General features: G+C 65.6%; 6 protein-coding genes. 2 read left to right on the plus strand and 4 right to left on the minus strand.

Annotated elements, in window-relative coordinates; translation table 11 throughout:
• From KBT70_RS07580 to KBT70_RS07590, 3 genes are all read right to left on the minus strand, one after another.
• Nucleotides 1-4,833, minus strand: a 4,833-nt coding sequence (locus KBT70_RS07580; RefSeq protein WP_296630714.1) for a type I polyketide synthase, incomplete at its 3' end; no start/stop codon positions are given.
• A gap of 105 nt (nt 4,834-4,938) precedes the next feature.
• Nucleotides 4,939-6,306 (minus strand): oligosaccharide flippase family protein, encoded by a 1,368-nt coding sequence (locus KBT70_RS07585; RefSeq protein ID WP_296630716.1) that lies wholly within the window; start codon nt 6,304-6,306, stop codon nt 4,939-4,941.
• Nucleotides 6,307-6,384: 78 nt separating this feature from the next.
• Nucleotides 6,385-7,227: a glycosyltransferase family 2 protein gene (locus KBT70_RS07590; RefSeq protein ID WP_296630718.1), complete on the minus strand. Its 843-nt coding sequence runs from the start codon at nt 7,225-7,227 to the stop codon at nt 6,385-6,387.
• A 92-nt stretch (nt 7,228-7,319) separates the two neighbouring features.
• Here KBT70_RS07590 and epsE point away from each other — a divergent pair, with 92 nt between their 5' ends.
• Nucleotides 7,320-8,537 (plus strand): exopolysaccharide biosynthesis GT4 family glycosyltransferase EpsE, encoded by a 1,218-nt coding sequence (gene epsE / locus KBT70_RS07595; protein WP_296630720.1) that lies wholly within the window; start codon nt 7,320-7,322, stop codon nt 8,535-8,537.
• Here epsE and KBT70_RS07600 read toward each other — a convergent pair.
• Nucleotides 8,522-8,779, minus strand: coding sequence for an accessory factor UbiK family protein (locus KBT70_RS07600; RefSeq protein WP_296630722.1), 258 nt, complete (start codon nt 8,777-8,779; stop codon nt 8,522-8,524). The two genes, epsE and KBT70_RS07600, sit on opposite strands and share 16 nt — an antisense overlap.
• A gap of 95 nt (nt 8,780-8,874) precedes the next feature.
• Here KBT70_RS07600 and KBT70_RS07605 point away from each other — a divergent pair.
• The coding region (locus KBT70_RS07605) for a prolipoprotein diacylglyceryl transferase (protein WP_296630725.1) at nt 8,875-9,290 on the plus strand (416 nt) is incomplete at its 3' end.

Genomic DNA, 9,290 nt, shown 5'->3' on the forward strand with positions numbered 1-9,290 from the left:
CTCGGCCCCCAAGGGCCCGTGGACGCTGAGCGACCCGTAGGACATGGGCACCCAGAGATCGGACCCGTCATAGCCCGCAATCAGCCCCATGGCCCAGCCGGTTGCGATATCCATCAACGCGGGGTGCAGGAGATAGCCCGCCGCCAGATCGCGTTGGGCCATTTCGGGCAGGGCCAGATGTGCGAGACCCTCGCCCTGTCCAAGTCCCATGGCGCGCAACACGCGCCAGCGCGGGCCGAACTCAAGGTGCCCCTCTTGCGGGGCTGTGAGGGCGGTATCGCCTGCCTCTTGCCAGCCTTGCATACGACGTCGTATGGAAACCAGGTCGAGCGCCGCAGGAGCGGGGAGCGGCAAGAGGCTCAGCCCGGCCTCGGCCAGTGTGACCCAGCCTTGGCGCCCCGCCTGGGCAAGATCGCCCTCGATCCGCGCGGCATAGCCGGTGTCGTTGCGGATGAGGGTGAGGCGCATGTCGCGGGTGCCGCCCTCGGGCATGTCAAAGGCGCGCAGGAACCACAGATCGCGGATTTCAAACGGGCCATCCTCGCCCTGTGCGCGCAGCGCTTCGGCCAAAAGCTCCAGATAGCCGGTGCCGGGCAAGAGCGCCTGACCGGATTTGGTGCGGTGCTGATCGAACACCCAGAGACCGGCGTCATAGCGGGCGTGAAAGAGGCGGTTGCCCATCGCATCATGGCTGGTCTCTTGCACCAAGGGGGCCTGCACGGGCAGGCGGGGGGCGGCGAGGGTGTCGCCGCTTTGCTGCGCCACAGCCTCGGCGGCCATGCCCACCTCGGCCCAGATGCCCCAGTTGAGCGCGATGACGCGGGTCTTGTCGCCTGCGCGGCTGCGCGCATAGGCGTTGAGATACTCATTGGCGGCGACGTAATCCACCTGTCCCGCCGGGGCGGTGGCGGTGGAGGAGGAGGAAAAGAGCACGAGCCAGTCGAGCGTGCCATCGGGAAACACCTCGTCCAGCACCTGCGTGCCGTGGATTTTCGGGGTGAACACATCCTCGATCGTATCGGGGCCTTTGCTGAGGAGCGGCGCGTCCTTGATCACGCCCGCCGCGTGTATCACGCCATGAAGCGCGCCAAAGCGGGCCTCGATGTCCGCGCGGGCGGTTTGCATATCCTCGATATTGCTGACATCGCCCGCAACGACCATGACCTGACCGCCCAAGCCCTCCAATCGCTCGACCGCCGCAATGCGGCGGGCCAGCGGGTCGCCTGCGCCGCGTGTGGCCATCACGCGCGGCCAGTCGGCGCGGGGCGGCAGCGGGCGGCGCGCCATGAGGACGATCTTGGCGTTGGAATGCGTGATCAGATCCTCGGCCAAGGTGAGGCCGATGCCACCAAAGCCGCCGGTGATGAGCACGGTCTGGCCCTCTGCCAACGGGGTCTGAGCGGGCAGGAGGGGTGTTGCGCGCCAGCCCGCCTCATAGCGGCGCGCGCCGCGCAAGGCCGCGACATGGTTGCGCGGCGGCTGCATCAGATCCTCGAGCACTTGCGTCACCAGAGCGGCATCGGGGCCGCGTGCGGGCAGGACCAGATCAAGGCTTGCTGCCGTTACGCCCGGCATTTCATGCGGGATCACCCGGAGCGGGCCCATGAGCGTGGCCTTGGCCGGGTCGCGCAGGCCCTCGTCGCGGACCTGCGTCGCGCCATTGGTGATGGCGGTAATGTGGAGCGGGCCGGAGAGGCCTTCATCCGCCATCGCCTGCGCGAGAAAGAGCAGGCTGTAAAAGCCCTGTTCCTGAACGCGGTGGAAAAAGCTTGATCCGGGGCGGTGGCGGGCATCCTGCGTGACCAGCCAGAAATGCGCGATGCGGGTGGGCACGCGCCCTTCGGCTGTAAGCGCGCGGATGAGGGCATCATAGCCTTCACGCCCGCGTTCGGGCGACAGGGCATAGCGCCCCGGCGCAAGCTGGGCAAAGGCATCGCCGGTCGTTACATACGTCACCGTATGTCCCGTGGCGGCAAGCCGCTTGCCCACGGCTGAGCCAAGACCTGCGTCATCCTCGAAGAGGAGCCACGTTTCGGGCGGGAGCGCGGCCAGATCGGCATCGCTTGTGATCTCGACCTCGGCCAGATGCGGCCGCCAATAGGGCAGGTAGCCCCAATCGGTCAGATCGTCGCGGCGCGTGGGCCAGTCAGTTTGCCCGGTGTCGCGCGCCTTGCCGGGGGTGATGAAATAGGGTTTGTGCTGAAAGGCGTAGGTGGGCAGCGGCACGCGGGCGCGCCGCGCCTCGCCCCAGATCTGATCCCAGTCTATATCGACGCCCACCGCCCACATCCGCGCCAGCATCGCCATGAAATAGGCATCGTCGGCGACGCTGTCCTCGGGGTGGCGCAGGGTGCTGATGACCTGATTGGCGCTGATGGCGCCATGGGCTTGGGCGAGGGAACTCAGCGCCTTACCCGGTCCGACCTCGAGAAATACGCGTTTTCCGCCCTCGGCCAGACGCCCCAGACCATCGGCGAAATGGACGGTGTTGCGCAGGTGGCTGACCCAATAGGCGGGGTCTGTCGCCTCGGCGGCCGTGAGGTAATCGCCGGTGCGGTTGGAAAGGATGGGGATTTGCGGGGCGTTGAGGGGGATGGAGCGCAGGTAATCGCCAAAGCGGGTCAGGATCGGTTCCAGCATCCGCGAATGGGCGGCAATGTCGATGGGAATGCGGGTGGTCTCGATCCCCGCCTCGGCCAGACGCGCCGCCAGATCATCGAGCGCCGCCTGTGGGCCAGATGCTACGCTGAGCCCCGGCGCATTGACCGCCGCGATGTCGAGCGTATCGCCCAAATAGGGGCGTAGTGCCTCGGCGGACAGGGGCACGCTGAGCATCCCGCCCTTGGGCACGGTGTCGAAGAGTTGCCCGCGCAGATGCACCAGCCCGATGCAATCCTCGAAGCCCATCACGCCTGCAAGACAGGCGGCGGTATTCTCGCCCATGGAATGACCGATGAGGGCGGCAGGGGTCACGCCCCAGCTCTGCCATAACTGCGCCAACGCGTATTCGGTGAACATGATGAGGGGCAATTGCACCGACGGGCGTTTCAACCGTTCGGCGGCGGTGGCCATATCGGCAGGGGCAGGCAACCAGAGGGCGCGGATGTCGTAATCGAGTTTGGGTTGCAGCACCGCAAGGCCACGATCCATCCATTCGGCAAAGACCGGCTCTGTCTCATAAAGGTCGCGCGCCATGCCGGCATATTGCGCGCCGCCGCCGGGGAACATGAAGACGACCTCGGGGGCGTCGAGCGCCTCGTGGGTGAAGACGCGGCGCGGATCGCCCTTTTCCAAGAGCGTTGCCGCCTCGTCATGGCTGCTTGCCACCACCACGCGGCGGCGTTCAAAGGCGCGGCGGCCTTGCTTGAGGGTCCAGGCCACATCGGCCAAGTCCTGCTCGGGGTGGTTGCGCAGATGCGCGGCAAGGCGGGCGGAATTTGCGTCCAGCGCAGATTTGGAGCGGGCGGAAATCACGAGCGGCTGAAAGGGCCAATCGCTGGCCTCTGGCGCGGCGCGCGCGGGGGGTTCCTCTAGAACCACATGCGCGTTGGTGCCGCCCACGCCCAGAGAATTCACGCCCGCGCGGCGCGGATGATCGCGGCGGGGCCAAGCGGTAAGCCGGTCATTGACCGCAAAGGGGCTGCCGTCAAAGGCAATCGCCGGGTTCGGTGCCTCATAGCCCAAGGAGGGCGGCATTTGCCCATGATAGACCGCTAGCGTCGCCTTGATCAGGCTGGCCACGCCCGCTGCCGTGTCGAGATGGCCGATGTTGGTCTTGACGCTGCCGATGCGGCAGAAATCGACGGCTTGGGCGGTCTCGCGAAAGGCCTGCGTGAGAGCGGCCACCTCGATGGGATCGCCCAAATAGGTGCCGGTGCCGTGACATTCGACGTAATCGACGGTCTCGGCAGAGATGCCCGCCACCGCCTGCGCCTCGGCCACGGCTGCGGCCTGACCGTCGACGGACGGGGCGAGATAGCCCGCCTTGGCCGCACCATCGTTGTTGACCGCAGAGCCCTTGATCACGCCCCAGATGTGATCGCCATCTGCCAGCGCATCCGAGAGCCGCCGCAGCACCACAACGCCCGCGCCAGAGCCAAAGACGGTGCCTTGGGCGCGGTGGTCAAACGCGTGGCATTCGCCATCGGGCGACAGGATCTCGCCCTCTTTGTAGAGATAGCCGCGCCCCTGTGGCAACTCGATCGTGACACCGCCCGCAAGCGCCATGTCGCATTCGCCATTGAGCAGCGATTGCGATGCCACATGCACCGCGACAAGCGAGGTGGAGCAGGCGGTTTGCAGGCCCAGAGATGGCCCCTTGAGATCGAGAATATGGCTGAGCCGGGTGGTCAGGAAATCCTTGTCATTGCCGGTGTGACGCAAGAGGAACATGCCCACATCGTCGACGAGGTCGCGGTTGGAGCAGAGGTTGAAATAGAAATAGCTGCCCATGCCGCAGCCTGCGAAAACGCCGATGGAGCCGGGGAAATGCTCGGGCGGGTGGCCCGCATCCTCGAGCGCCTCCCATGCCACTTCGAGAAAGCGGCGGTGTTGCGGGTCAAGGATCGCGGCCTCTTTGGGGCCAAAGCCGAAGAACTCGGCATCGAACATCTCGAACCCCTCAAGGGGTGCGGCATAGGGCACGTAATCGGGGCGGCGGATCATTTGCGCGGGCTCGCCCGCGGCCAGCAACTCGGCCTCGGTCATACGGCGGATGGCGCGGTGCCCGGCGCAGAGGTTTTGCCAATACTCGGCCACGCTGCGCGCGCCCGGCAGGTGCGCGGCCATGCCGACAATGGCAATCTCGGTGCCGTCGGGCGACGGTTGGGTCATGTCATCCGCCATCAAATCCAATGCTCAAATCATACCGGTGTCGGTATCGCCCGACAATGCGACTGTTTTGCGGCACACCCTTGGCGATATTGGTGTTTTCGCGCCTCACCAGCCCGAGAGCCGCGCCAGATCGGCAAGCGCCGCGCCATTGAGCCAGAGCGCCAGTGCCGCCAAGCCAAGGCCCAAGGCGGCCATGCCTGCGTCATGGCCTGCGTCCCACGCCCGCATATGCCGCGCGAGCCAAATCACCACCGGATAGGCCAGAACCATCGCCGCACCATAGCCCAAGAGTGCGCCCATGAGGCCACCCCATTCGAGACCGAGGAGGAGGGCCACGATCATCGCCGTCGCCTTGGCCAGCGTCAGGATGAAGAACCGCCGCGAATCCCCTGCCGCGAGCGAGGCCTGATCATAGGTCATCACGATGATCTGCGGCAATTGCATGAGCGCCATCAGCACCACCACAGCCCCCGCCATGGCATAGCGGTCGTCATACATGATCCCCACCAGCCAGACGCCAAGGAGGGCAAACCCGGCAGAAAGCGCCATCAGTCCACCCGTGACTGCAAAGCGCATGCGCCGCAGTTTGGCGAAATTGGCGGCGCTCTCGTGCGGGGGCAGTTCGCGGTAGATCGGGATGAGCAGGCGCCATGTCAGCATATGGCCCAAGAGCATGGGAAAGGAGGCGAGGAAGAAGCCGATATTATAAACACCAAAGACATCGAAGCTGAGGTATTTGCCCAAGATGAGCTTGTCCGCCTGATTGAAGAGAAAGCCGCAGATGGTGCTGAGGAAAATCCATTTTCCGAAATGGATGAGTTCCGAGGCTGCCAGCCGTTCCCAGCCCATCCGGTTCGAGGCCCCCGGCAGAAAGAGCCAGAAAAGCACGAGCGCCACGCCCGCGCTGAGCACGCCCGACACGATCAGCGCCCAGACCGAGTGCCACCACCACGCCAACGCCACCGCTGCCACGATGCCGGTGATCTGCACGGCGAATTCGATGGCTGTGACCCGCCCCCAGCGCAGATGTCGCTTGGCGGTATCAAGGGCTGTGGGGTTGAACCCGGTGATCAAGAGCGACAGCCCCGCCACTGGCAAAAGCTGCATCAGGAGGGGATCGTCGTAGATCACCGCCACGGGCCAGGCGAGTGCGCAGGCCACGAGCCAAAGGCCCACGCCGCGCAGCGCCTGAATGGTCCAGGCGGTGTTGAGGAACGCGGGGTCATCGCCCCGTTTGCTCTGCATGATGGCGGGGCTGACACCCACGTCGGAGAATTGCATGAGGCCTTGGATGATGACCGAGACAATCGCCATCAGGCCGAACGCCTCGGGGAAGAGGAGCCGGGCAAGGATCAGGTTCGACGCCAGCCGCAGCACCTGCGCCCCGCCAAAGCCCGCGACGGTCAGCGCCGAGGACCGCAGCGCCCGCGCCAAGAGCCCCTCGCCCGTGAATATCGCCCTGACGCGTTGCATGTGAGCCTTTACTCCGTTGCCGTTACTTGCCCAAGGTTTACGGCAATTTCACGACCGTTCCATTGAAATTTCAGGCAATTACCGGCCCCGCGTCCAGTCTGAGCCGCCGCGCCGCGCGCGGACAATGAGTGCCACGATGACATAGGCGAGAAAGCCCAGAGGCGCGCGCAGGGCGGCGCGCAGCACCCATCCCGGACCATTGGGCCGCGTATCGTCATTGGCCAAGAGCGCCGGGTAGCGCTGCGCAATCTCGGCCACGCCCGCATCCTGCCTGCGGCGCACCCGAACGAGTGCCTCAATTCCTTCGACGATGGGCCACTCATAGCGTGCGGGCACCGCGTGGCGTTCGCGGGGGGCAAAGTGCAGCCGGGCAAAGGTATCGTCCGAGATGATCCCCGGCCAATCGCCCCACCGCGCGCGCCCGGCGCGGTTCATTGCGAAGAAGCCACAGCCGGGCACGCCATGGTGAAAGAAAGGCACTTGACGGTAAAACCCGGCATAAAGGCGGCTGAAGGCGCTGCGCGGCGCAGGGATCACCACCTGACCGCTGGCATAGCCCGGCTCTGGGTGGTCGAGCACCTCGGTGATCTGGCGCAGGAGCGGGGGCGAGACAAGGACATCGGCATCGAGATAGGCCAGCACCATGCCGCGTGCTGCCGCCTCGCCCGCGCTCAGCGCGCCGGGTTTGCCGCCCTGCTGCAGATCGAGCACGGTAAGCGTCCAGTCGCGCGCCGACGCGCGGCAGGCTTCGGCCTCGGCCACGGTTGTATCGTGACAGCCATTGGCCACGATGATCACCTCTGCGCCCCCCGCCACCGGGTCCGAGGCAAAGAGGGCATGCAGGCAATCCCCAATCATCCCCGCCTCGTTATGGGCGGGGATGATGACGCTGAGCCGGGGTGCGGTTTTGTCGGTCAACACAGGGTTTCCAAATCTGCTGCCCGCCAGCCTGTCCTGAGCCTGCGCGGCATGCTAGAGCTTATCCGACAAACTGGCGGCAAGCGGAACCGAAAATGCCTGATCCCCTGAACCTTGGCTATCTGGTGCCTCAGTTTCCGGGGCAGACGCATATTTTCTTTTGGCGCGAGATTGCGGATCTGGAACGGTTGGGGGTTGTGCCGCAGCTCTTCAGCACGCGGCCACCGCCACCGGGTCTTGTCTCGCATGACTGGTCCGAGGTGGCGATGGCGCGCACGACCTATCTGGGGCGGCCCACGCCCGGTCATGCGCTATCCGGCCTGCTCAACGCGCCGTGGTCCGCGATTCTGCGCGAGCGGCAGGGGGGCGAATTTTTCAAGGATGTGATGATCTGCCTGCCTGCGGCGCGGGCGTTGATGGCGGCGTGTCGCGCGCGGGGGATTGGCCATGTGCATGCCCATTCCTGCGGGCGTGCCGCGCTGATCTGTGCGCTGGCGCGGCTGATGGGCGGGCCAAGCTATAGCCTCACGCTGCATGGGGCGCTGTCGGATTATGGCCCCGGTCAGGGGTTCAAGTGGCGGCATGCCAGCTTTGCCACGATCATCACCCATAAACTCATGGCCGAAATGCGCGAGGTTATCGGCCCTGATTTGCCCGCCGATGTGCGGGTGCAGCCGATGGGCGTGGATACCGAGGATTTCAAGCGCGATACGCCCTATCAACCGCCCATGCCCGGTGCGCCGCTGCGGCTATTCTCCTGTGGGCGTTTGCACCGGGTCAAGGGACATCAGGACCTGCTGAGCGCCCTGCGCCTGCTCTTGGATCGCGGGATCGCGGTGGAGTTGGATATCGCGGGCGAGGATGACGCGGGCGGTGCTGGCTATCGCGCGGAATTGCAGGCGCATCTGGAGGCGCTGGGTCTGGGGGCGCATGCGCGGCTTTTGGGGGCGATCAGCGGGCCGGAGGTGCGGCGGCACCTGCTGGCGGCGGATGTGTTCGTGCTGGCCAGTTGGCACGAGCCGCTGGGCGTGGCCTATATGGAGGCGATGGCCTGCGGTGTGCCGACGATTGGCACAGATGCAGGCGGGGTGCGGGAATTGATCGACCATGGCGAAAGCGGCATTCTGGTGCAGCCCAAATCGCCGGAGGCTCTGGCCGATGCGATTGCGGCGCTGGCCGCTGACCCGACCCTCTGCGCGCGCCTGTCAGAGGCCGGGCGCGCACGCGTGGTGCGCGATTTCCGCTCGTCCCAAGGGGCAGAGACCTTGATCGCAGGCGCGCGGCGGGCGCTGGCGGATCAGGGGCGGCTCTGACCGCCCGGCGCCTCCATCGCGTCAATGCGTGCCTTGAGCGCTTCGTTTTCTTCGCGCGCCTTTTGCGCCATGGCGCGCACGGCGTCGAATTCTTCGCGGGTGACGAAATCGCGGTCGGCAAGCCAGCGGTCAATGAGGGATTTCATCGCGGTTTCGGCCTCGGCCCTTGCCCCCTGAGCTACGCCCATGGCGTTGGTCATCAATTGGCTGAGGTCGTCGAGCACTTTGTTACGGGTCTGCATCGGGGTCTCCGGCGTTACATCTGCTCTCTTATATGTGTCGGGCGGGCCGGATCACAAGGTTGACTTGGCCGGGGCGCGCGGGCACAGAAGCGGCCATGCAGGCCATGATCCCCTTTCCCGATATTTCGCCCGAGATTTTCTCGATCTCGCTCTTTGGCATGGAGTTCGCGCTGCGCTGGTATGCGCTGGCCTATATCGTGGGCATCGTGATCGGCTGGCGGCTGGTGGTGGCGAGTGTCAAGCGGCCGCATCTCTGGCCGGGTGGTGTCGCACCGATGCGTCCCGAACAGGTCGAGGACCTGCTGACATGGGTGATTCTAGGGGTCATCCTGGGCGGGCGGCTGGGCTATGTGCTGTTCTATCAGCCGGGCTATTACCTCGCCAATCCGGGCGAGATTCTGGCGGTCTGGCAAGGTGGGATGGCGTTTCACGGTGGCCTCATGGGCGTGGTGCTGGCGGTGGTGCTGTTTTCGCGCAAGCAGGGCATCGCGTGGCTGTCAGTGGCGGATGC

This window comes from Roseovarius sp., from assembly GCF_018066915.1.
Classification (GTDB): Bacteria; Pseudomonadota; Alphaproteobacteria; order Rhodobacterales; family Rhodobacteraceae; genus Roseovarius.

Bases quoted from the DNA above. Each gene is read 5' to 3' on its own strand.
- KBT70_RS07585 (WP_296630716.1), bottom strand. From the start codon at position 6,306: ATGCAACGCGTCAGGGCGATATTCACGGGCGAGGGGCTCTTGGCGCGG.
- KBT70_RS07600 (WP_296630722.1), bottom strand. From the start codon at position 8,779: ATGCAGACCCGTAACAAAGTGCTCGACGACCTCAGCCAATTGATGACC.
- epsE (WP_296630720.1), top strand. From the start codon at position 7,320: ATGCCTGATCCCCTGAACCTTGGCTATCTGGTGCCTCAGTTTCCGGGG.